Source organism: Amycolatopsis oliviviridis (assembly GCF_014654365.1).
Classification (GTDB): domain Bacteria; phylum Actinomycetota; class Actinomycetes; order Mycobacteriales; family Pseudonocardiaceae; genus Amycolatopsis; species Amycolatopsis oliviviridis.
The window spans coordinates 23,221-45,342 of record NZ_BNAY01000010.1 but is presented as its reverse complement, the minus strand read 5'-3'; the positions used below and the strand labels follow the sequence as shown (position 1 = coordinate 45,342).

Below are 22,122 nucleotides of genomic sequence, written 5' to 3'. Positions count from 1 at the left end.
GTGCCGCCCGTGACCGTCCACTATGGATCCACGAGGTCGGCGGGCGGCTGTGGCCGTGGTGCCGGCACGGTGGGTCTTCGGGTGACGCGTCCCGGTGTCCACAGCCAAGCGCACGCGGCGAATTCCTTCACCGTGACCTCGACCCGGCGGAACCGTCCGGGGAGCGTGAAGGTTCCCGGACGGACGACGGCGGAGTACACGTGGTCCGAGGTCAGCACGGCGAGGTCCCGGTCCGGCTCGTCGGCGATGGCCTGGCGCAGGGGAGGGGCGTCGATCAGCCTGGCGAGGTCCACGACGAGCGGCCCGGTGTACCCGGTCGTGCCGCTGTGGCCGAGGAGTCCCAGTGCCACGGCCATGCGCAGCCTGATCCGGTCTTCGTGGCGCCGGTTGTCGTCGTCGAGCCACCGGACGATCGCCTCGACGAGATCGGGCAGCGTCCGGGACGGGTCGGTGTCGTTCGGCAGGTAGACCGAGGCGCCGTCGCCGTGCCACTGATGATCGACCTGGTCGAGATCGGCGCCCGCGTCGGCAAGGGCCCGGCGGAGCAAGGCCGGGATCCGGTGTTCGAGGCTCTCGCGGCCGGTCGTGGAGCGGCCGCCGAAACCGACGACGTCGAGGGTGAGCCCGATCCGCAAGGTCTTGCGCGCCTGTCGATACGGCGGTGCGGCCACCGCCGTCGTGCGGACCGGTTCGCTGTGATGTCCCTCCCGGCCGGGCGACAAGGGGAGCAGAGGCGCGCGGTCGCACGCTTTCCGACAGGCGGCCAGGTCGACGTCGGTGTAAGCGAGCAAGTACACGGCCGTGATCGCCGAGGCGGGTGTGGCGGCGAAGTAGTCGAGCGTCGCGCCGACCAGTGCGCGGGCGGTCGACATCGGATCACCCCCGCCCTGTCCCGCGCCCAGCAAGGGCAACAACACGGACCGCACCGGCTTGGGGTCGGTGGTGCGGTCGATCGCCGCGAGCACCGCGGTGGCGCATCGGCCCACGTCGCGGATCTGGTGGTAGCCGCCGCCGGGTTCACCTTGCACCGCGGCCGAATGCGCGACGTAGCGGACCCCGAGCCGGGCCAGGTCACCCGCTCCGGTGATGATGGCCGTGCCGGCGGGAATGGGGCGCCGCGGGCCGACCCGGCGTTCGAGTTCGTCGGCGATGACGTCCGCGGTGACACGTCCCGCGGCGTCGCGGCAGGCCCCTTCGTAGCGAATGATGGCCGAGACGGACAGTTCGTCGACGCGGGACATCCGCATCGCGGTGTTCTCCGGGTTGACCCACAGCTCGGCGCAGCGGGCCCGGCGCAGATCGCCGGTGACGATGCCGAGGTGGCGCTCCGGTCTGCGCCGCACCCGGTACAGGGTGATCTCGCCGGCGTCGAGAACCCGCGGGCTTCGCCGCCGTACCAGGCGAGTGTTCCACCACAGGACGATGGCCGCCGCCAGGCAGACGACGGAGATCGTCACGGCGGTCACCATCGCGGTCTCACCTCGGAACGTGGTCGGTCACTGCTTCGCAGCGCGCAGGATGGGCGGGTGCATGAGCCGGGCGTCTCCTCGGCGAAAGAGTGCCGCCGGGCGCCCGCCGTCGCGGGTCGTCCGCTCGCCGGTGGCGACGAGGAACCCTTCGACGCCGGTGACCTTGCGGTGGAAGTTGCGGGGGTCGAGCCGCTGGCCCCAGACGGTTTCGTACACGTGGCGCAGCTCGCTGATGGTGAAGGGAGAAGCGCAGAAGGCGGCACCGAGAGTCGTGTACTCGAGTTTGCCGCGGGCCCGGTCGACGGCGTCGGCGATGATCGATCCGTGGTCGAACGCCACGGACGTGCTGTCGTCGAGCACGGTCCGGACGGGTTCCCAGTGCGCCGCGCGCGCGTCCCCGCCCGCGGTGGGCAGGGGAAGGTCCGGGACGACGGCGAGATAGCAAACGGTCACGACCCGGCCGCGCGGATCCCGTTCGGGGGTGCCGTAAGTACGCATCTGCTCCAGATGCAGCGTATTCGCGTCGAGTCCGGTCTCCTCGGCCAATTCGCGCACGGCTGCGGCGTCGATGTCCTCCCGCTCGGACGCGATGAATCCACCGGGCAGGGCCAATTGCCCACGAAAGGGTGAAATCGCGCGCTCGATGAGCAGGATCTGCAGTTCGTCGTCGCGGACGGTCAAGACCGCGAGATCCACGGCCACCGCCACTTTCGGTATCTTCCAGGAATCCTTGGACTTGGTGGGCACGGCCGAACTCTAGCTTCTCGTCAGGTTGACGCCAAGTGATCCTCGTCCTACCATCGCCCACTATCGTCAGACTGACCCAAAGGGTCATCTCCTTTGCTGAGGACATCGTGGTCGATCCGGCTCCACTCGCCGTCGTCCTGACGGCGATCCCTGTCGAGTACAAAGCCGTGCTGGAACATCTGCTCGACGTTCGAGAAGAGGTCCACTCCGCCGGCACGATCTTCACCGTCGGCCGCTCGAGGCACGGTCCATGGCGGATCGTGCTCGCCAGGACAGGGCAAGGGAATTCGTCCGCGGCCGTCCTGACGGAACGGGCGATCGCTTCCTATGAGCCGGACATGGCGCTGTTCGTCGGCGTGGCGGGCCGGTTGCACACCGACCTCGAACTCGGCGACGTGGTGGTGGCGAAGAAGATCTACGCGATCCACAGTGGTAAGGAGAACGACGCCGGTTTCCAGCCCCGCCCCACCGGCTGGCACCTCGACCACGGTTGTCTCCAGCGAGCGGAACAGATCGCCGGGAGCGGCGCGTGGACGCGTGCGCGTATCGGCGACCGGCGGGCGAATGCGAAAGCCGTCGTGCGCGCGATCGCCTCCGGCGAGGTCGTGCTGGATTCGGTCAAGTCGTCACTCGCGCGACTGTGCGAGACCCGGTACGACGACGCCGCGGCCATCGAAATGGAGGGAGCGGGGGCGGCGGTCGCGAGCCATTTGAACGACGGGCTGCCGATGGTGGTCATCCGGGGAATCAGCGATTACGCCGACAGCCGGAAGGAAGAGACCGACCGGAAAGGCTGGCAGGAACAAGCTTCGCGCAACGCGGCCGCGTTCGCCGCGACCCTGTTGACGGAATCCGTGCCCACACGCAGGGCCGCGTCGCCGGGAGCCGTCCGCGCGCTGGAAGCGGACCTGCTGTCCGGAAACGTCGATGAGCAGATCGCGGCCGCGAAAGCCTTGGGCAGCGGCCGTTACGAAAACGCCGTGGCGGTGCTGAAGCGAGGCTTCCACGAGATCTTCGATCCCGAAGTGACCGTTCGGATCGTCGAGGCACTGGGGCGACTGGGAACCACCGCCGCCTTGGATGCACTGAGAGCCCTGAGCCCGCGCTATCCGATCGAGCGGCTCGTCATCGAGAGCGCGCTCGAGGCGTGGCAGGAACAATTCGATTGAAGGAGATCCACTCCATGGAACATCGAATCCGGACCAGAAGAGCGAGAATCGTCGTCATGGTGGCGATTCTTCTCTGCGCCGGAACGACCGGCTGTGACGCGCCGGCGGAGCAGTATCAGCCGAAATCTGCTTGTCCAGTTGACAAGACGTCTTACTCGCTGAGCCCGGGCACCTATGCCGGGGTCGGAAAACCCGGTGACGCCAAGGGAAACAGTAGCCCCTTCGTGGTCGTTTTCGACGAGCAGCACGCATCGCGCATCGGGCAGGTGGAAATCGCCACGATGCTCAACCGGCTCTACCACACCGCCGGTCTGCGGAACCTCGGTGTCGAGGGAGACGTCGTCGAGAAACCCCGGCCGGACCTCGGCTGGTTCGCCGCGAAACCAGACCCTCAAGACCGTCTCAAGGTCGCGTTGCAAATGCTCAAGCAAGGCGAGGTGAGCGCCGCGGAGTTCGCGGCGATGGTGCTGCCCGGCTTCCAGATTCAGCCGATCGAGCACGAGAGCGAGCACCGTGTCGAGGCGCCGGGAACGGCCACCCAGTCGTATACCTCGTACCTGGTGGCCATCGCGGTGATGTCCATGACGGACAGCCAGGTCACGCAAGCGGAATCCCTCCTCAAGCAGAAGAAGAACCAGGAAGCGGTCGAGTTCATCATCGGCTCGGTCCCCTGGACCAAGGAGCGGTACGACCTCATGGAACGGAAGTCGCCTGTGCCGTCCACCGAGGAAATGCAGCGGCTGGGCTCCGAACTCGAGGAAAAGGCCACGGCAGTCGGAGCCGACGTCTCGAAGTACCGCAAGGCCCTCCAAGACGCCCGGGCCTTCTTCGACATGTCCACGCGGCGCAGTACCACGATGACCGAGCTGACGACCGGGATCGCCGGCGCGCACGCGGGCGAATGCGCGCCGATCGCCATGAACATCGGCGCCGCTCACACCGCCGAGATCACGAGCCAGTTCGGCCAGAAGAACATGTCCTACGCCGTGGTCTCGCCGTCCTCGCTGGAATCCGGCACCACTCTCGGAAACGGCAGCCTGTCCATGCCCGCTTTCGACCGCAAGGTGAAAGGCCGCTCGGTCGACCCTGATGGCGGCATCGGGGCGTTCTTGGACGGACGGCGCAAACCGTCGCCCGCCAGTCAGAACCGCTGGTTCAAGATCAAGGCTGAGATCGCCTACGCCATCGCCGTGATCGCCCGGGCGGTGTCCCGTCCGGGCGACAAGCCACCCTACGGGCTCGACCGGCAGAAGCTGGGCCTTGCCGGAACAGGTCCGCTTGCGCCGTCCATCTCCATCGACCCCGCCACGATCAGCGTGGTGCCGGTCGTGGGCACGGACGGGGTCAAGCGGAACGAGGCTGTCTTCCAGGTCAACCTGCTCGACAAGAAGACCTCGCTTTGGATCCGGACCGGTTTCGCGTCGATCGAGGACGCCGAGAAGCAGGACCACGCGTCGTTGCAGCAGATCCTCGAACGAGAGCTCAAGAAGATGGGCGAAGAGCTCAAGAAAGAACCTCTCCCCGATGACGCGGCGCAGCCGAAGGTGGCGGAGGTCGTCTCCGGCCTCCAGGCCGCGGTCTCGGACACCAAGGAGGGCGCCATGAACGCGAAGCTGTTCGGGTGACCTTTTCGTAAGTGATCTTCATCGGCACGGGCGAGCGGTCTCCGCGGTCGTCGGCAATGCACCGTTCTGCCGGCCGCGGGGACCGCTGTTGCGTCCGTGGGTTCCTCCAGTCCTTAAGCTCGTGATCCGGCCGCGCGTGCGCACCGTCGGCGCCTCGCGAACAACCGCGCGCCGATCGCCGCCGCCGCCCATTCGGTCGTAACCCGACCGAATGGCCCGCGGGCCACGGACCACGCGGAGGAGGACCGATGCGCGGTGGCGACGAGGACGACCCCAACAACGTTTGAGCGGCACATCCGAAGGAGGATCGATGAGGAAACACGCGAGACGCCCCCATGACCGCGAGCCTCGGTGGTTCGTCGTCCTGAGCGCCCTCGGCCGGATCGCCGCCCTGGCCGCGACGATCCTCGCGCTGTTCCGGAAGTGGCTGGACAGCTGAACACCGCCCGGCCCGTCACCTCCGGTGGCGGGCCGGGCGCGCTACCGGGGACCGGCGGTCCGCGTGAGAACGTCGAGGACCGGCTGGAGTTCGTCCCACCGGGAGGCCTTCGCCGAGGCGTACACGACGTAGTCGTAGCCGTTCTTCCGCCAGAACCAGCCCAGGGAATGGCGCTGTTCGCCGTTCTTCGTGAACAGGAACTCCCACACCACCGTCTCATTGGCTTCGGTCGATACGTAGTCCAGCCGCAGGCGTTGATAGCCGGCGCGGATGCCTGAGTTCGAGGTTTCGTTCTCTGCCACCGCCTCGCGAAGCGGCATCGAAGGCGTCGGCGTACCGCCGTAGCGGAGGAAGCTGCCCGAGCCGTCCGGGGCGTCGGCTTGATTGTTGGAAGGGATCGTCCCGCTCTTCACCGGCCAGCCGGCGGGGATCGTCACCTCGACCCCCGCCGGGCCTTCGACCTTCCGATAACCGGCCGGTACGGAACCGGTGGTCACCGTCGGCGTCTCCGAAGACGTCGTCGTGGAGACCGGTGCCGATTCGGTTGTCGTGTCGGTTGTCGTGTAAGCGTCGGGATACGACGTCGTGATGGCGACCGAGGCGGAGCCGGTCGCCTGCCCGGCGGCGGGCTTGCCGCTGTCGGCGATCGCCGTGACCGCCACGACCGTGGCGACGCCGATGAAGACCGCGGTGGCGGCTCCCGCGGCGATCATCGGCCGATAGGAACGCGAGGACCGCGTGACGGGCGCGAGGGGAACGGTCGCGTCGTCGGCGGGTATCCGCTCCGAGGGCGGCTCCGCTGGGGGCGGAGCCGGAGCCCCGCCGCCACGTGACGGCGGTGGAATTTCCTCGGGACCGCGCGCCGGCCCCCATAGCGGACGGCTCGGGGAAGGGCTGTTTCCCGAAGCGGCGGAATCAGGAGATTCGTCCACTGGTAACACCTTTCAGATCCTCCGGCGAAGCGGATGGACCGTTCTCGGATCGAGACCTTCGTGACACGACGGCACTCGACACAATCGTCGACGGACTGCATTCTGTTTCGATCGGTCGAAAAGGAGCGTCACTGTCATGATCTCGATCTGCCTTTCCTGTCGTGTGCCACTGACCGTCGAGGACACGCATTGTCCGGCGTGTGGCGGCGAAGTGGGAAAGACACCGACCGAACCGCCGAAGAGAATGGTGATCTCCGCGGCTCCGGTATCTGACGGACCACGGGCGGGAGTGCCGGGCCGGATTCTCACGGGCACCGTGGTGCGTTTCGGCGCCGTCCGTCAGGAGCCGGTCATGAGCCAGAACTTCGTGCGGTCGGCCCGGATCGGTGCCGCGTTCGCCGGCCTGACCCTCGTCTTCGCCATCGTGGTGGGGGCGCCTCTCGGGATGGTGCTCCTGGTGCTCGGCGGTGCGGCGATCCTGCTCGCCGTACCCGGTGTCGTGCTGCGATGGACCTTGCCCGCGGAGCACCGGGCCGCCGCGGGTGGCGGGGCGGGCTGGCCGTGGACCCTGCCACTGCGCAAGATCGCCCGATCTCGGACCGTCGGCGGTTTGTCTTTGCTGGTCAAGGACGTCGAGGGGGGAGAGCACCGCTGCGTCGCGCAGGGAGAATGGGCGCCCGCCGCGCCGGCGTCCGGGGTCGTGGTCGAGGTTTACGGGCGCAGGGACAAGACGGGTGATGTGCGCGTGCGCAGGCTGGCCGAGGTCGACACCGGTGACGTCGTGACGCCCCGCCTGCCTGGCGGCGCGAGACTCGGGCGGGCCGCGGGTTTCCTGGCCGTGGCCCTCTGGGGTGGTGCGGCACTCGCGCTGCTGGCACTTTCGATCTTGCCGCGGTGAATGGGCCATCCGAGTGAAGACCGCCTCGTGCGAAGGCGGTCCGTAATGCTTTCGCGTGAAACGGCGACTATAGGCGGAAAATGCTGGAGAACAGGGGGACGGCGGCGTGCCGAGACCATTGATCAACAGTCGGAGCGGTGCGCTCACGCGATCTGTTCCGGCCTCGAAGAACTCCACGCGAACAGGTGGGCGGCTGCATACCGGGAAAAGATCCGAAAACTATCTTCGCGCACTGCGGGCGCTCGACGGTTCCGGCAGTCTGGGCGCGGTGGAAATCGACGAGTTCGTCGACGGGATCCGGAAAGAATTCGCCGACAAATACTGCAGCACCCCGCTGGGCATCGTCGGTAAATGTTATCTCGGTGAACCTTTCGAGGTGCACACGCTGGCTCTGGACGGCTCGATCATCGAGCACTATCACCACGGTCAAGGGCTGCCGGGTGGACTCGAACGGGCCCGGGCGCTGGCCGTGTCCCCGGCCTACCTCGCCGTCGAGGTGTATCCCGACCGCATGGTTTGTGCCCGTGCGGACGGTTCGATCGTGATCATGGAGAGTGACTCGTGAACATGGTACAGGTGTCGACGGCCGACCTCACCAAGCTCGGCCGGATGGTCGCGCACGTGGCCGACACGCAAAGCGACCTGCAACGCAAGCAGGATCTGATGCAGTCTTCGATCGGTGTGGTCGCCGACGCCCAGGACCGGACGCAGCAGGATCTGCTCGAACTGAAGCGCGACTTCCACGAGTACCTGCGCCGCGACGAGTTGCGGCACAACCTGCAGGTCGCGCATACCGAGATCCTCCAGGTACGGCAGGAACTCGAGACCAAGTACGGGCATTTCGGCGAGGTGCGCAGGCTGGCGACCGGCACGCTGCAGGCGCTCGACGTCGGCATCGTCTCGCACGGCACGATGCGCAGCCTCACCGAAGAACTCATGCTGGTCACCCCGCGGTACTGGCTGGCTCCCGCCCTGGTCGCCGTCGCCGCCTGGATCCGCGACGATCCCGAGTTGGCGCGTAAGGCACTCGCCGAGGCGACCCGCCGCGACAGCGACAAGGCGTCCCTGTTCTTCGCGCTGATCCTGCGGCGGCACCAGCGAAACGCGGCGACAGCCCGATGGCTGCGCCAGTACACGGCCCGGCAGGATCCGGAGAAGCTCTCCCGTGAGTTCACCGTGATCCTCGACGCGGTCAGCCAGGGCGCGTTCGGCCACGAGTCGAGGCCGCTGGTCATGGGCCAGATGAGCATCTGGTACGACCGGTTGTCGGGCGAGTCGGAGACCGTCGACAAGCAGATCGCCCGCTGGGCCGAGCTCATCGACACCTACCGGCGACCCGTCGACGGCCGGTACCAGGTGCTGTCCGAAATAAGTCCCACCTGGCCGCAACTCAAGGAGCTCTACGAGGGTGCGACGGTGCATGGTGAGGCGGAGCAGCGGTTCCGCGCGATGTTCACCGGCCCTGTCCCGCAGAGTGAAGACCTCCGGGAGCGCGTCGACGACATCCTCGACGGCCTCGTCACCGGTTACGACGTCGAAGAGAGCCCCCTGCGCCGCAAGGAACACGAGCTGCAGGAGATCGTCAAGGCCGAGGGCGACAAGGACATCGCCACGAAGGCCGTCCAAGCGGCGCGGCCACTGCACGAGACCACGGTCGACTTCCTGACCTTGATCAGCAACGCCGCCGTCGGGACCCGTGATTCGGACGCGTCGCTCGGCACGCGCAGGTTCGCCGTCGCGCTCGCCAAGGACTGGATCGTGCAGGGGGCCGGAAGGCTCGAAGCGGCGAACGTCTCGGCTCAGCCCGCCGCCGTCGAATTCCAGATCGAGGGTTGGACCGAACGTATCGACACGACGACCAGGGAAGACGACCTCGTCGCCGGTCTCGCGGACCACATCGACGCCGAAACCGAGGCCGCCGTCTCCCGTGTCCGGTTCGTCGGCCCACCGCTGAACTCCGCGATCGCGGCCGGGATCTGCTTGATCTTCACGCTCTGGGCGGCATTGGCCCACAATCCGGGACTGGCGGTCTTCCTGCTGATCGGCGCGGGTGCGGCCGGAGCCTGGTCCGGATTCCAGGCGCGCGGTCTGCCCGCGAAGCGCGCCGAACTTCGCAAACAGGGAGAGCAGCGCAAGGCGGTCGCGGTCGCGCAGTTACGGGGTGGGATCGCGGAACTCGTCGACCTGCGTGCGGAGTGGGAACGCGAACTCGCGTCGGCGACGAGTCTGCGCGACTTCTTGAACAGGTTGAACGAGGTGGCGTTCGCCGGGCCGGCGCCGGATCAGAGACGAGGGGCTTGAGCATGCCGAATCCGACTGTCGGTCCTCCCGGGGAGAAGCGCGAGCTAGCCGTCCCGGCCGAACCGAAGCCCGCGCACGCGTTGAAAGACGAGGAAATCGCCCTGGAATTGCCCGAATGGAACCTCCTTCCGCTGGCGGAGTTCCTCGAACGTCACAAGAGGACGTGACCGATGCACCGCACTCCGGGTGCCTACGCCGCCTGGGTCCACTGGCTCGGCGCGTTCGGCCGCGGCGAGGATCTGCCGTCAGGGCACCTGGTCTCCGTCGGGGTCGACCTGGGACCGCAGATGCTGGAACGGCTCACCCGCCACATCGCGGAGGCTTTCCATGCCAGGCAACGGAAGTGGAGCGATGCCCTGATCCGGGACCAGCAGATGCTTCTCGCCGATCCCGCCCGGGCCGTGACCGCTATCGCGGTGATCTTGGCCGACGCCCGCAGACGGCTCAGGCCGCTGGTCGCGCTGACCGGCCATCCGGCCCTCCCCGCCGAACTCCGGGAAAGCCTGGCCACGGCGCTGAAGGAGACGGTCACGTCGTCTCAGCGCAGCCTCGAGGACTCGGCCCGTGAGGCGCCGGTCGAGCTGCGCAACGCCATCCGGCAGAACAGCTTGATTCCCGCGCTCACCCGGAGCGCCGTCGCACCGTCCGGTGGAGCGCCGACCAGGCGGCGGATCATACTGAAGTAGCGGAAAGGACAGGCATGCCCAACGGCGCCGAGACGAAGTCCAGGATCGAATCCTATTTGCTCGCAAGGATTCCGTTTGTGTCCGTGCGCACGGTCGAACGCGGCCGGGCCCTGGAGATGCTGGGAGAGCTCGCCAAAGGGAAGCAGCTCGAGATCATCGTGCACACGCTCAGCCAGGGTTTGCGGGACCTGCGGAACAAGCAGGTCGTCTCGGATGACAAGTCGCTGCTCGGCGCGCTCGACCTCGCGGGCGAGTGGTTCCAGGCACGCGCGAACCTGACCGTCGTCTTCACCGATGTCCAGCATCTCGGCGAGGACAACGAGATTTCGAGGCGGTTCGTCGACCTCGCCCAGCTGGCCGAGGAACACGGCGGATGCATCGTCGTGATCTCCGCCGATCCGACCTGGAGCACCTTGCAGCGGATGGGCATGGCCGTCACCCTGGACCTGCCCGACGTGGACGAGATGCGCGCCGACATCGAAGAGTTCCTTCACCAGTACGAGTCCGTCATCCGGATCGAATGGGGGAGAGCCGAATGCGAGGAGGCCGCGTCCATCCTGACCGGCGTCACCAAGATCGAAGCACTGAACATCCTCGCGACCTTCGTCGTCAAGAAGTCGATCACCAAAGCCGAGCTCGTCGAACTCGGCCGGGCGAAGGACTCGATCTTCAGCGAGCTGGCGGGGATCGAACGAGTCGCCGTGCGCAGCGGCGACCATCCGGTCGGAGGGCTGGAGGGGCTGCGGCAATGGCTGGACCGCAAGCGTCCCCTGCTCACCATGGATCTGCGTGACCGGGGGATGCGCCCGCCGCGCGGAGTGCTGCTGGTCGGCGTGCCAGGCTGTGGGAAGTCGTTGTCCGCCAAGGCGATAGCGAGCGACTGGCAGCTTCCGCTCTACCGGCTCGACATCGGTTCCGTACTCGGGACCTACGTCGGTCAGTCCGAAAGCCGGTTCCGGGAAGCACTCGCCACCGCGGACACGGTCGCGCCTTGTGTGCTGTGGATCGACGAAATCGAAAAGGGACTGGCCGGTTCGGGCACCGACAGCACGGGCGTCACGACCAGGCTCGTGGGCCAGTTCCTGTACTGGCTCCAGGAATCGCGTTCACGGGTGTTCGTCGTCGCGACCGCCAACGACGTTCGCGCGTTGCCGCAGGAGCTTCTCCGGAGCGGCCGGTTCGACGACATGTTCTTCGTCGACCTTCCCGATGCGGAGGAGCGGCGGGAGATCATCCAGATCTATCTTCGCAAGTACCTGCGTGTCCCGGTGGCCGATGACGTCGTCGACGAACTCGTGCGGCTGAGTGACGGTTTCGCCGGGTCGGACGTCGAGGCCGCCGTCGCGGAGATCGGCTACGAAGCCATTCGCGTCGGTGACGAAGCCGTTCCGGTGGAGTACTACCGGAGCGCCTTCCGCAACATAGTGCCGCTCGTCCGGTCCGCGCCGGAGCGCATCGACGAGGTGCGTCAGTTGCGTGACCGCGCAATTCCCGCGTCGGGCAAGGTCCGCGACACGGCCGAGAAAGCCGGCGCGCGGCGCGTCGTGCTCGGCTGAGAGGGAGGGATCGGATGCTCACGGCTTGGGACGGATACGCGCGGCTCGACTGGCTTCCTGCTTTCGGCCGCCTGCAGGTGACGTTGCTGACCGCCGAACCGACGGTGTTCCGGCGCCTGCACTCGGGGCTGGCGTGTGCCTTCGTCGAGGACGACCGGACCGGGCCACCCGCGTTCGTCGAACTCACCCTGGCCACCGGTATCACCGGCGACGTCCCGGTGCTGCTCGGCGATCGGCTCGCCGCCCTGGCCTCGTCGTTCGTCCGCGACGGCGGCGGCTCGGGTTCCGTGCGGCTGGATCTTCTCGAACTCGAAGAGATCGCCGAGACCTGGGCGCCCTACCGGGATCGGGTGCTGGCGCCCGAACCGGATCCTCCCGCCGTCTCGGCGGGCAGCTGGGCGCGGGATCTGTGGACGTGGATCGGCGGTGGCGAACTCCGGGAGGCGGTCGGCGCACTCGCCTCGGCGGGCGAAGGATTCCGTGACGGGGGCGAAGTCGCCTGGCATGCCTTCACGATCCCGGAGGCCATGGCCGCGACCGCCGGGGTGGATGCCGAGCTGGCGTGGGCGGTCTACGAACAGCTGGGGGAGCGGGGAATCGTGGTCCGGGCACACGCGGTCGGCGAGGTGAGCCTCCTCGCGGGTTTGGACGACGGTTCGGGTACGTGGGCCCCGTTCGAGCCGGATGGCGAAGAAGGTGTCCTGCTGGCGGAGCTCCCGCTGGGTGACCTGTCGAGTGAACCGGCGCTGCGGTTCCGCACCGACACGGAGGAACGATGACGACGACAGCCACGCCGTTCGACGACGCCCGGTTCCGGCTGAGCGCGGCCAAGGCGGTCGAGTGTCTCGTCGAGGAGGACATCGAGAACCTGCTGGCCCAGCACGGAACGCTCGATGCCGTTCTCGATCTGATGACCACGAGAGCGCGGTCGGTGCGCGCGACGTTCGCACGCCGTGAACGGTCCTTGCCGGAGGCGGAGTACGACTTCCTGGCCGCGGCGGTGCTTTCGGTCAGGTCCAAGGCTTCCGTGCAGGCGAACGTGACGAACATCGTCAAGGTGCACGACGAACTGCTCGCTCTTCAGGTGCCCGCCGAACTGGCCGTACCCTGCCGGAAGGCCCAGAACGAGGCCGCGATCGGCCTGCTCGTGGCGACCGCGCGGGTCACCGGCGAAGTGGGCGCGGAGAACGTGCCGCCCCTCTTCGTCACCATGGTGGCAGCGGCATTGCTGGCCCAGACGGGGGTTGAGACAGCGGCGAGCGAAGTGCGGGCGGTGCTGGTGAGGGCCGACGAACTGGCGGCGTCGCACCGCGCCGGACTCGGCGTGGCCGACGGAACGGACCAGGCGTTTCCGATACTCGGGAACGCCGACATCGTCGGTCAGGTCGCGGCGTACCGGGTGGCGGTGGCGGAGGCCGCCGGGGCTTCGGTCGACCCGATCGCCGATGTCGCCGACATAGCGGAAGTGGTCGCCCTGCGGCTGCGTCGTGGACTGACCAGAGCGCCAGGGCAGTCTTGGTGGCGTGGCGGGTCGGAACCCGACATCGTGGTGACGTTCCGCGAGTTCGCGAAGACGATCGGCGGTCCCGTCGCGGCGGAGGTCTTCGGCCTGCTCCACCGCGAGCTGACCTTCATGTCGGCGGGCGCGTCCTCGTCCATTCCGGTCGAGGACGACAGCACGTTCGCCGCCCGGGACGCCGAGCCGGTGGAGACGTCGTCGGTCGCGGCGGACACACTGGCGCGCCACGTGCTCGACGCCCTCTACACCGGAGCCGGACCGAGAAGACACATCGTGACCCAGTGGCTCACCGGCGAGCGCCCGCCCGACGATCAGCACGAACTGCCGTTCCTCGTCGATCGCGTGCGCCGGGTGGCGGCTCTGCTCGGTGACCCGCCTGCCTCCCCGCCGGCGCTCGATCCCGAATCGCTCGGTCACCTCAGGTTGGTCTCCGCCAAGGTGGCCGACGCACTTCTGCTGGGGGAAAAACGAATCGGCATCGCGCAGATCATTCTTCCTCCACTGTGGACGAAGCGATCGGCCGCGGTGAAGCTCGTGCAGAGCAAGCTCCGCGTCCGGATGACGCGTGGTGCGACGACGTCGGCGCGTTCGGCGATGGTCGCCGCCGTCGTGGTCCGGGCCCCGGCGCAGGGATTTCTCCGCGTCGCTCCGGAACGTCCGGCGATCTGTGCTTGCGGCGTGGGTGAAGGACGGGCACCGGCGAACCGCAAGCCGGTCCAGGCGGACCAAGCCTGCCCGCACCGGAGCTGGGAGGAATGGGGCGCGGTCGAGGATTACTCGACGCTGACCGCCTTCGCTGAATACTCCACCCCGGACGCGACCCGCGCGCAGCTTCGCCGATATACCGGACCTTGGGAGTACTGGATCCACGAGGTGCGGTGATCAGCGGGCGGCCACGAGTTCGGCCGCCCGCTTGCGCACGAGTTCGACTTCCTGGTGACGTACGTAGTTTTCGGCACGTCCGCGAGTCGTATTTAACTGCCAGCGGTCCAAGGTGTCCAGCAGCCGGTGCAGGCGGTCGAGTTCGCGCTCTCCGGTGCCGGGAACTTCGAGTTCGAGTGCGATCACCAAGGCCGCCGCGGCTCGGAGCGCGAACAGACCGGCCTGGTCGCCCGATCCGTCCTGCAGGCTGTCGAACTCGCGATCCTCCAGGACCCGCCCGATCCAGCGGAATCCGAGTGCGGCCCATTCGGCGGCATCCTCGATACGCCCGTCCGCCAGTGCGGCCTCGGCCAGTTTCGTCGTGGCACCGGTCGCGACGTAGCAGGTGCGGCCCAGCGGGCCGAACGCGCCGGTCCGCCGGTACAGCCGTTGGCGGGACGGGATGACGGTGCCCCGGAACAGCCTCGCCGCTTCGGTCAGGTCGGTGATGTCGTCCTGGTGACTTCCCAGGAAAGCCGCGTAGTTGTGCAGATGGTGGCCGGCTCCGCGACGGTCCTCGGTATCGAGCGAGGTGAGGTCCAGTTCGAGGATCTCGCCGTAGCTCCTCCAGTGATCGCGGAGCATCCCGTCGAGGGTGGCGGGATTGGGGAGTCCGGCGTTCGGGTCCTCGGCGTTCGTCCACCGGACGGCGTTGAGTTCGACGCACGCCGCGCTGAGCACGTCGGCCGTGGCTCCCCGGTCGAGGACGCCGTCCGAGAAGAGCGCGAGGCAGTGCGCTGTACGCACGATGAGCTCTCCGAACGGCCCGGCCAGCTGGTTCGCCCGGTCGTGCCGGAGAACCGTCACCCGCAACACCGCGATCCGGGCCCGCACCACCGCCGAACCAGGGTCGGCCGGGGCAAGGCCCTCGTCGACGAGTGTTTCGAGCGAGGTCAGCAGGTTCAGGAACTCTCCGAGGGGCAGTTCCGCCGAACCGGCCCGCGGCCGAAGCCGTCGTGCCACGCCGAGCACGCCGAGTGCGAGAGCCCGGCGTACGAGTTCGGGCAAAGCGGCGAACTCCGCGGGCGACGGCAGTGACGGCACCACGGTCCCGCCGGGTTCCGCGACCTTCCCGTGGACCGACGACCAGTAGTCCAGCAACTCCTCCACGAGGCCCGAGGCGGGCAGGAGGGCTTCCGCGACGACTTGATCAGGAGCCCGTTCGGAAATCCACACGTAGCCGACCCCTTCGGGCTCACCGGCATCGACGAGCAACTGGAGGAGTCGGTCGACCAGCTCGTCGCCGAGGTTCCGGCCCGCCGAGCGGGTCCTTTCGTCGTCGTCGAGGTCGAGCCCGTCCGGCGGGATTCCTTGTTCCGGTAACCGGAGCCGGTCGACCGTCCGGTCGAAGACCTGAAGATCGCGGGGATGCGTGGCCGGATCCGGCAGATCGTCGGAGTCGCCTATTTCGCACCGTGCCACGGGCATGCCGCGTAGCCGGGCGGCGCGCGGGAAGCGTGGCCGATCGAGGGATTCGCGCTGGATCACCCTGGCCTTGGCCGCGGCCACCACCAGCGCGGGCTGGGAGCGGAACACCTCCACGAGACAGGACGCCCAGACGGTGATCCGCAGTGAGATCGGCAGCTCGCCGCCTTCCGGCCCGTTGACGAGCGACAGCACGGTCTCGATCGCCGTCGTCACCGGCTCGAACAGGACATTGGCCGCAGTCAGCACCACGGCCGCCTTGGTGTCCGGCCCGAATCTGTTGGTGGTGGCGTTGACGATCTCTTGGGGCAGCGAGCGCGCGACGATCGCCCGGCGATGCATCCACCAGCCGTCCACGTCCCCGTGCTCGCGAATCTCCGCCGCGTGGGCACGTGGCGGGGACGGGGCGCCGCGAGAGATCTCCGTGAGCGTTATCCGGGTGAAGTCGCACAGCCAGCTGATCGGACCGAACTGACTTTCGGGGAAAGGCACGCCGAAGAGCGGAGCGATGTTGCGAGCGAGCCGCCCCGGAACGCGCTCGGCGCGCTTCTCGGTCGTCAAGGGTACGACGGCAGGCAGGAGGGGCATCGTCGTCTCACTTCGATCCGGTCAAGGGCTACTCGTATACCCATCAGTAAGGAAAGTGGCGGTCAAGGTGTCCTCGGTCACAGTTCGAGATCGACCACTAGAATCGATCTTCTCTCGCATATAAAAGTATGCCATGCCTGCAGCGGTTCCCGTCGATCCACCGATCAGCCGAGACGTCGCCCAAGCCTTCTGGGCTGAACTGCGCGGTCCTCGCGCGCTGACTCACCGGTGTCACCGTGTCGGCCGGTGCGACACCGAGTTGCGGATCGCGGGCCTGCGGCTTTCCGGGCGCGGAGCGTCGGCGGCGGCCGGGGGCTATCGGTTGTCCGGCATCTGCCCCTGTCGTGACCTGGTCGCGGACGCCTTCGAGCTCACCTGGCAGTTCGTCGTCGATCGTGGCCACCGCTTCGACAACCTCGCGGGTGCGGTGCGCAAGGAACTGCGATTCCGGCTGGTCGAACTGGACCGCCGAGCCCGGCGTGACCGCGGAGCCCCGGTGAAGCCCCGGGCGGTGCGGGACAACCGCCACGGCCGGGCGCTCCCGGACGACCTCCATCGCGAAGTGCTGGTGATGCTCGTCGACGAAGCCGGCTTCCAGGGGCCACTTCGCGGTGAAGCGGGTTTGCTTCGCAGGCTCGCCGACCGGTGCACCGATCGGTTCGGAGGTGATCCGGCGAGTCATGCGGCCGTCCTGCCGCAAGTCCTCCGGACCGTGGAGCGGGTCTGCCGAACCGGGCCGCGGGTCAATGTCGGCACCGTGACCGCGCCGGAGCTGGTCACTTGGTGGGAGGCCTACGTCGAACGCCCGTTGGGCAGGCGGGCGGATCCCGACGACCTCACCGGCGATCCGGCGCTGGACAAAGCCGAGGAGATCGCCTTGCGCGAGTTCGATCCGATCGCCGATCTCGGCGACGAAGCGGTCGTGCCGCTTTTGGTGACGGATGTGTGGTCGAAGCCCGAATCGGATCGGGACGAGGCCCTTCGCGACCTGATTCGCCGGCTCGCCCACCAGGGTGTATTGCCGCGAAGGCGCGCCGAAGTGTTGCTGGCGGACGGCGAAAGCCGGAATCAGGCGCTCGTGCGGCTCGCCGAGCTGGCGGGAACGTCCTGAGCACCGTCCATGAAGGACAGGGTGCAATGCGCCTTCCGGGTGATCCGGCCCCGGCGGCGAAACAGCGCGGACAGCTTGCTCGATCTGTGCATGACAAAGCCGGTGGCCCGAGGAGTGCGATGAGTGAAAACCACTGGGGAGCAGCGCGAATTCGTGCCGAGGCCGACCGGTTGACGGTGATTGCCGACCAGAATCCCACCGTTCTCGACGCCACCGGAACCGGTGCGGTCGGCTACCTCCTGATGGACGTTCTCGACGAGGACAACCACGATTTCGCGACCCGGCTGGAGCAAGCGATGCGCCTGCTGCGCCATGGTGCCGAGTTCGCGCCGGACGACCCGCTCGCCTGTTCCTGGCGGATTTCCTTGTCTTTCGGCCACACTTATCGCGCTATCGCGGGGGATGCCGCCGAATGGGAGCCCGCGTTCCACTGGGGCGGACTGGCCGTGGCGACGGCGGGAAAGCCGGAAGAGTACGCCGAAGCCGTGCTCGACCTGGTGAACCTGCACATGTCCTGGGTGGAAGACCTCTGGGAAAAGGGGAACTTATCCGTTGCCGAGCAGGTCGCCGAGCTCGACAAAGTGTCGGCTGTCTTGCGCGGATTCGACGGGACTCTTGCCGACGCCTTCGACCAAGCGACCCTGGACTACCAGGCCGCGAGGGTGTTTGGCACGCGATTCGACCTGATGGACGAGCCGGATGACCTGGAGCGGGCGATAGCTAAGCTGGGCGCGCCGACGCGGCTCCCGGATGATCATCCCTGCCTGTCCGAAGCCCTATACCTGCTCGCAGAGCTGCGTCGCTTGCGGTTCAGGCTGACCGAGAACGAGGTCGAGCTGACGGCCGCCCTGGATACCGCGGTCCGGGTGATCGGGATGACCGGGCACGACGACCCGGCGCGAGGAGAACGGCATCTCCTGTTGGCCCGGCTGCTCATGGCCAAGAACAACCTGCGTGATCAGGATGATCCGGACGACCGTGACCGCCTGATCGAAAGCCTGCGGATCGTGGTGGCGGCAGACCCTGATCCGGATCTTGGCTGGACCCTCGGTGGCGAGCTCTTCAACCGTGGCAAGGAGAACGGGGATCCTGCCGATCTGCGCGCCGCGATCTCCTGGCTCCAAGAGCAGGCCGAGCTGCAGGATCCGGCAGGCGAAGACGCTTGGCTTCCGTGGAGCATGATCACCGAAGCGCACAGTCTGATCTTCGATCTCACGCGAGAGCAGGAGCACGCGGATCGGACGGTCGAATGCGCAACCCGTGCTCTCGAGTTCCCGATGCCTGAACCGGTTCTAGTCGAGGAAATGCATTGGCGGCGGCTGGATGCGGTTTTCCAGAACGGCGAGCGGCCGGATCTGTCCCGGTTCTTTCAGGAGCATCCGGTGCTGGACTGGCTCCGGGACGCCGGGCAGGTGGTCGACGAATCCCGCCGAGGCGAGCCGACCGAAACCGGCGAGCTCCTGGCGGCCAAACTGGGACTGTCGTGGTTCGCGATCATGACCGCGGCCCCGAACCTGGTCGTGACCTACCCCGCCGACCTGTACGAACTGATCGACAGAATGCAGGGACTGTTCCAGGGTGCGGACGTGTTCGACGACATGTCGGACGAAGAACGGCTGTCGTTCGCGGCGATGCACGAACTCGTGGTCAACCTGGGGCAAGCGGTGAACGGTGATGGGGTTGTGGACTTCTCCAACCTGCAACAACTCGCCGCCGCTCCGTCGCTCAGGCAGGAACGCGCCGACTTGCTCGGCTTCGCGGCCTCGTTGCTGCTCATGGTGGGGTCGGTGTCGGGATCACTGCGCGCCATCGACGCGGGTATCGAGCTGTGTGTCGTGATCGGGCGCATCGCCGAGCGGCCGGTCAAGCAGGCGGAAGCCGACGCGTTGCAAGGCATCTTCCGCTTGTTACGGGCCTTTCACGCACGGCAGAGTCCGGCCCGGATCTATGCTCTGGGCAAGGCGGCTTGGGAGCGTATGGTCTCCTTGCCGGAATCCAGCGGTCTCGCACCGATCCTCAAACTGACCGACATCATCTTGCGGCCGGTGACCCGGAAGGTCGGCGCGGATCCGTTGCCCGCATTGCACCCTTCGGTGACCGAGGATCTCTGGCTGGAGCGTCTGTTCGAACCGTTCGTCCTGAGCGAGGAACTGTCGAACGCCGCTTTGAATCGTGATGTCGAGGGCGTCCGAGTCGTCTGTCGCAGACTCGATGATCTGATGGAAAGGAGCTCCGACCCGACCGTCAACCAGGCGGTACAGGGTATCCGTGCCACGGCTTACGGGTGTCTGTCCACTTTGAACCCATCAGATCCCGCAGTACTCGACGACGCGATCGACGCACATACCGAGCTGCTGGATTGGCTTCGTGGCGACGATTACCCTGGTCTCGAAGACCAACTCCAATCGCTCGCCGACTTGCTTCGGCGCCGTGGTGGCCCGGACGATCTCGTGGGCAGCAGGCGGGTCGGCATGGATGTCCTGGAGAACGCCGGCTGGCGCGTGCTGCTGCAGTCGGAGAGTGCCGAGGCACTGGAGATCGCGCGTACCGCGGTGCCGACCGCTGAGAAGCTCGTCGGTTGGTGCATCGAGGATGACGCTGTCGCCGATCTCATCGGAATCCTCGATTCCCGGCGGAGTCTCGTGCTGCACGCCGCGAACACGAGTCGTTCGGTCTCGGCGCTGCTGACCGGGATCGGCCGGGCGGACCTCGCGGCCGAATGGGAGGCCGCCGGTGGGCTCGAACAGGCGTTGTTGCATGAGCACGGCGGTCCTGGCAACGGCTGGGGTGTCCTGCGCCGTAAGGTGCTGATGGCGTTGACGAGGGAGTCTCGCGGCATCCTGACTCCTCCCACCGTCGAAGAACTCCAGAAGACGTTGCGGGCTCAAGGGTCGGACGTGCTGGCTTACCTGCTCCCGGCCAACGACCAGCACGAAGCGGTGGCGGTCATGGTCCCGCGCGAAGGAGAACCGGTGGTCCGATCGCTGCCCGCGCTGGGACGGGGGAGCCAAGTCGAGCGGTACCAGGCGGCCTATGGCGAGTGGGACGGCGCCGCCGATCGGGTCGGGCCGGAATACCTCCGCTGGAGAGACGCGCTCAAGGACCTCTGTGACTGGTCTTGGCGAGCGGCCGGCGAGCAACTGCTGGAGTTCGGGCGGCAGCACGCGGGCGATCGTGATCCGAGGATCGTCCTGGTCCCGATCGGCATGCTGGGGCAGGTGCCGTGGCACGCCGCCAACCGGCTGGTCGGCGACCGCCGCCGATACCTGCTTCAGGACGCGACCATCTCGTATGTTCCCTCGGGCCGTTTGTTCTGCGAAGCCGTCGGGCGTACCGATGTGGACTCGGAGTGCGCTGTGCTGGTCGGGAACCCCGGACGCAACCTGCTGGCGGGCGGAGTCGAAGCCAAAGCCGTCCGAGACTCGTTCTACGCCGACGGCGTGCTCCTGGGCGGCACGGGACAACAACCGCGGCGTTGGGTTCCCGCCCCGGAAGGCCCGGGTAAGCCGTCCGAAGTGCTCGACCATCTGCGAAGCCCGTTGCGGCTCATGCATCTGGCCTGCCACGCTGTCGCGAACATGCGGGATCCGTTGCTGTCGACGATCGAGCTGGCGGGGGAGCCGAGGAGCGACCTGTCCGCCACGGAACTGCTCGCACTGAGCCCGACCCGGCCACTCGATGTCGGTCTGGTGGTACTCGCGGGCTGCACCACTCACGTGTCCGGATCGGACTACGACGAGGCCTTGACCCTTTCCACCACCTTTCTCGCTCTCGGCACGCGGACCGTGATCGGCTCACTGTGGCGGGTCCCCGCGGGCTGGGTGACCGCTCACCTGATGTTCCTGTTCCACCACAACCTTCGCCACGAGCTGCTTCCGCCCGGCGAAGCGCTCCGTCGTGCTCAGATATCCCTGCTCGACCCGGAGCCGAAGCTGCCTGAGACGATGCCCGACGAGCTGAAGAACTTACGCCCGGCGACCGTCGTCGAAATCGACGTCGAACATTGGGCCGGTTTCACTCATCAGGGCCGCTGAGCACCAACCGATGCCCGGAGGCAGGACGACCGGGCCGATATCCTCGGGGGGTGTGGAGATAGGGACGTCGAGGGTCCCTATCTCCACACACCCCTGTGCTGCCCCCGCGTGGAAGAAAGCTTCGTGGGCTAGGAAAGCTGCTCGTCGTAGTCGGGCAGCTTGAAGCCCTTCTCGTAGTTGCCGCCCGTGAAGTCACCGGGACGGTTCCCGACGTTGGCGATGATGGTGTACCCGGCGGCGGCGTATTCCTTGCGGCAGCGCTGTTTCGTGTCGGTCGCGTGGGATTCCGAGCTCTTGCGCACGCAGACGCGGTCCACCGGGTAACCGGCGTCGGTGAGCGCCTCCTTGGCGCTGCTCGCGCTGCTGCGGTAGCTGGCCACCAGCACCGAGACGCCTTTTTCCTTGGCGTGCTTGATGAAGGCGAGCACGTCCGCGGTCGGCTCGCCGGGATGGTAGTAGGTCTCGAGCGCGGTGTTGTCGATGTCGGTGACGACGGCCAGTTTCGTGCCACCCTTGGCGATCCGCTGGTCGAGGTACGTCGTGCCGCCCTGCATCGCCGTGTGCACGTCGGACACCCAAGTCCGGTAGCTCGGTACCGCGCTCGCGGAAGCCTGCGGGGCCGCGATGCCGAACACCGTGCCGGCGAGGGTGGCGACGGCCAGGACGCGGGCGGTTCTGCTGTTCACTGTGGACCTGCTTTCG

At 67.4% G+C, this 22,122-nt stretch carries 18 protein-coding genes; 13 read left to right on the top strand and 5 right to left on the bottom strand.

Translation table 11 applies throughout. The features are described from left to right. Positions 1-20 precede the first annotated feature (20 nt). Together IE302_RS34395 and IE302_RS34390 are read right to left on the bottom strand one after the other, a co-directional pair. The gene (locus IE302_RS34395) at positions 21-1,469 is read right to left on the bottom strand and encodes a macro domain-containing protein (RefSeq protein WP_191258629.1); all 1,449 of its coding nucleotides are present in this window, start codon (positions 1,467-1,469) and stop codon (positions 21-23) included. 27 nt (positions 1,470-1,496) lie between these two features. Further along, a complete protein-coding gene (locus IE302_RS34390; protein ID WP_229908102.1) occupies positions 1,497-2,216 on the bottom strand; it encodes an NUDIX hydrolase in 720 nt (239 codons plus the stop codon). Positions 2,217-2,323: 107 nt separating this feature from the next. On the opposite strand from IE302_RS34390, the gene IE302_RS34385 reads away from it, so the two are divergent. The 3 genes from IE302_RS34385 to IE302_RS43115 all read left to right on the top strand — a co-directional run bounded on the left by IE302_RS34385 (position 2,324) and on the right by IE302_RS43115 (position 5,449). Continuing rightward, complete coding sequence (locus tag IE302_RS34385) at positions 2,324-3,385, top strand: phosphorylase family protein (protein WP_191258628.1); 1,062 nt, start codon at positions 2,324-2,326, stop codon at positions 3,383-3,385. Between the two features lie 224 nt (positions 3,386-3,609). After that, on the top strand, positions 3,610-5,010 hold the full coding sequence (locus tag IE302_RS34380) for a hypothetical protein (RefSeq protein WP_191258627.1): 1,401 nt from the start codon (positions 3,610-3,612) through the stop codon (positions 5,008-5,010). A gap of 310 nt (positions 5,011-5,320) precedes the next feature. Beyond that, positions 5,321-5,449, top strand: coding sequence for a hypothetical protein (locus IE302_RS43115; RefSeq protein WP_268246789.1), 129 nt, complete (start codon positions 5,321-5,323; stop codon positions 5,447-5,449). Between the two features lie 41 nt (positions 5,450-5,490). Here the strand turns inward: IE302_RS43115 and IE302_RS34375 are convergent, their stop codons facing one another. After that, the gene (locus IE302_RS34375; RefSeq protein ID WP_191258626.1) at positions 5,491-6,162 is read right to left on the bottom strand and encodes a serine/threonine kinase C-terminal domain-containing protein; all 672 of its coding nucleotides are present in this window, start codon (positions 6,160-6,162) and stop codon (positions 5,491-5,493) included. A 571-nt stretch (positions 6,163-6,733) separates the two neighbouring features. Between IE302_RS34375 and IE302_RS34370 the strand changes: the two genes are divergently transcribed. The 8 genes from IE302_RS34370 to IE302_RS34335 all read left to right on the top strand — a co-directional run bounded on the left by IE302_RS34370 (position 6,734) and on the right by IE302_RS34335 (position 14,223). Then, a complete protein-coding gene (locus IE302_RS34370; RefSeq protein ID WP_191258625.1) occupies positions 6,734-7,279 on the top strand; it encodes a hypothetical protein in 546 nt (181 codons plus the stop codon). 268 nt (positions 7,280-7,547) lie between these two features. Next, positions 7,548-7,844: a hypothetical protein gene (locus IE302_RS34365; protein WP_191258624.1), complete on the top strand. Its 297-nt coding sequence runs from the start codon at positions 7,548-7,550 to the stop codon at positions 7,842-7,844. Next, on the top strand, positions 7,841-9,580 hold the full coding sequence (locus tag IE302_RS34360; protein ID WP_191258623.1) for a hypothetical protein: 1,740 nt from the start codon (positions 7,841-7,843) through the stop codon (positions 9,578-9,580). Before IE302_RS34365 ends, IE302_RS34360 begins: the two co-directional genes overlap by 4 nt. Before the next feature lie 2 nt (positions 9,581-9,582). Next, the gene (locus IE302_RS34355) at positions 9,583-9,747 is read left to right on the top strand and encodes a hypothetical protein (protein ID WP_191258622.1); all 165 of its coding nucleotides are present in this window, start codon (positions 9,583-9,585) and stop codon (positions 9,745-9,747) included. A 3-nt stretch (positions 9,748-9,750) separates the two neighbouring features. Next, complete coding sequence (locus IE302_RS34350) at positions 9,751-10,266, top strand: hypothetical protein (RefSeq protein ID WP_191258621.1); 516 nt, start codon at positions 9,751-9,753, stop codon at positions 10,264-10,266. A gap of 14 nt (positions 10,267-10,280) precedes the next feature. Continuing rightward, positions 10,281-11,822, top strand: coding sequence for an AAA family ATPase (locus IE302_RS34345; RefSeq protein ID WP_191258620.1), 1,542 nt, complete (start codon positions 10,281-10,283; stop codon positions 11,820-11,822). Positions 11,823-11,836: 14 nt separating this feature from the next. Continuing rightward, positions 11,837-12,601, top strand: coding sequence for a hypothetical protein (locus IE302_RS34340; RefSeq protein WP_191258619.1), 765 nt, complete (start codon positions 11,837-11,839; stop codon positions 12,599-12,601). Beyond that, positions 12,598-14,223, top strand: a complete 1,626-nt coding sequence (locus IE302_RS34335) for a hypothetical protein (RefSeq protein WP_191258618.1) — start codon at positions 12,598-12,600, stop codon at positions 14,221-14,223. Before IE302_RS34340 ends, IE302_RS34335 begins: the two co-directional genes overlap by 4 nt. Here IE302_RS34335 and IE302_RS34330 read toward each other — a convergent pair whose 3' ends face one another. Beyond that, the gene (locus IE302_RS34330) at positions 14,224-16,248 is read right to left on the bottom strand and encodes a hypothetical protein (protein WP_191258617.1); all 2,025 of its coding nucleotides are present in this window, start codon (positions 16,246-16,248) and stop codon (positions 14,224-14,226) included. A 160-nt stretch (positions 16,249-16,408) separates the two neighbouring features. Between IE302_RS34330 and IE302_RS34325 the strand changes: the two genes are divergently transcribed. Then, the gene (locus tag IE302_RS34325) at positions 16,409-17,386 is read left to right on the top strand and encodes a hypothetical protein (RefSeq protein WP_191258616.1); all 978 of its coding nucleotides are present in this window, start codon (positions 16,409-16,411) and stop codon (positions 17,384-17,386) included. A gap of 119 nt (positions 17,387-17,505) precedes the next feature. Continuing rightward, on the top strand, positions 17,506-21,420 hold the full coding sequence (locus tag IE302_RS34320; RefSeq protein ID WP_191258615.1) for a CHAT domain-containing protein: 3,915 nt from the start codon (positions 17,506-17,508) through the stop codon (positions 21,418-21,420). Positions 21,421-21,548: 128 nt separating this feature from the next. Here IE302_RS34320 and IE302_RS34315 read toward each other — a convergent pair whose 3' ends face one another. Then, on the bottom strand, positions 21,549-22,106 hold the full coding sequence (locus tag IE302_RS34315) for an HAD family acid phosphatase (RefSeq protein ID WP_191258614.1): 558 nt from the start codon (positions 22,104-22,106) through the stop codon (positions 21,549-21,551). Positions 22,107-22,122: the final 16 nt, after the last annotated feature.

Excerpts from the sequence above, each read along its gene's own strand:
- IE302_RS34340 (WP_191258619.1), top strand. The coding sequence starts at position 11,837 with ATGCTCACGGCTTGGGACGGATACGCGCGGCTCGACTGGCTTCCTGCT.
- IE302_RS34370 (WP_191258625.1), top strand. The coding sequence starts at position 6,734 with ATGAGCCAGAACTTCGTGCGGTCGGCCCGGATCGGTGCCGCGTTCGCC.
- IE302_RS34350 (WP_191258621.1), top strand. The coding sequence starts at position 9,751 with ATGCACCGCACTCCGGGTGCCTACGCCGCCTGGGTCCACTGGCTCGGC.
- IE302_RS34345 (WP_191258620.1), top strand. The coding sequence starts at position 10,281 with ATGCCCAACGGCGCCGAGACGAAGTCCAGGATCGAATCCTATTTGCTC.
- IE302_RS34325 (WP_191258616.1), top strand. The coding sequence starts at position 16,409 with ATGCCTGCAGCGGTTCCCGTCGATCCACCGATCAGCCGAGACGTCGCC.
- IE302_RS43115 (WP_268246789.1), top strand. The coding sequence starts at position 5,321 with ATGAGGAAACACGCGAGACGCCCCCATGACCGCGAGCCTCGGTGGTTC.
- IE302_RS34320 (WP_191258615.1), top strand. The coding sequence starts at position 17,506 with ATGAGTGAAAACCACTGGGGAGCAGCGCGAATTCGTGCCGAGGCCGAC.
- IE302_RS34355 (WP_191258622.1), top strand. The coding sequence starts at position 9,583 with ATGCCGAATCCGACTGTCGGTCCTCCCGGGGAGAAGCGCGAGCTAGCC.
- IE302_RS34335 (WP_191258618.1), top strand. The coding sequence starts at position 12,598 with ATGACGACGACAGCCACGCCGTTCGACGACGCCCGGTTCCGGCTGAGC.
- IE302_RS34395 (WP_191258629.1), bottom strand. The coding sequence starts at position 1,469 with ATGGTGACCGCCGTGACGATCTCCGTCGTCTGCCTGGCGGCGGCCATC.
- IE302_RS34375 (WP_191258626.1), bottom strand. The coding sequence starts at position 6,162 with ATGATCGCCGCGGGAGCCGCCACCGCGGTCTTCATCGGCGTCGCCACG.